Genomic DNA, 402 nt, shown 5'->3' with positions numbered 1-402 from the left:
GAGCCGCTACCATCCCCAAGGCGACCGGCAGGCCGAGGCTGTGAAACAGATAGGTTATATAGGCCCCGATCAGCACAAACTCGCCCTGAGCGAAGTTGAAAATTCCCATCATGCTTGCGATTACGCCCAATCCCAGCACGACCAGAACTACAATGGCGCCGAAACTTACTATCTCGAAAGCTGCATTAAAATAAATGTCCATGGCACGGTCCGTACTTGTGTGAGGGTGCAGTGTTCATCAGCTTCCCAAGCGAGGCTTAAGCGCCGTTCTCGCTCCAGTTGCCATCTGCACGCCTAGGAAATGGCAAAGAAATTTCTGGCATTTTCACCAAGAATCTTGACGGCTAATCTCTCGGCCTCGTGATTTCTCAAGTAACCGCTTGCGACCTTCTCCTCCAACAC

General features: G+C 51.7%; 1 pseudogene. It reads right to left on the bottom strand.

The features are described 5' to 3' along the window. A pseudogene (locus CKW40_RS42565) lies at positions 1-202 on the bottom strand (branched-chain amino acid ABC transporter permease); the annotation flags it as partial. Positions 203-402: the final 200 nt, after the last annotated feature.

This window comes from Mesorhizobium carmichaelinearum, assembly GCF_900199455.1.
Taxonomy (GTDB): domain Bacteria; phylum Pseudomonadota; class Alphaproteobacteria; order Rhizobiales; family Rhizobiaceae; genus Mesorhizobium; species Mesorhizobium carmichaelinearum.
The sequence above is the reverse complement of the archived record's forward strand: the minus strand, read 5'-3'. Positions and strand labels throughout refer to the sequence as shown.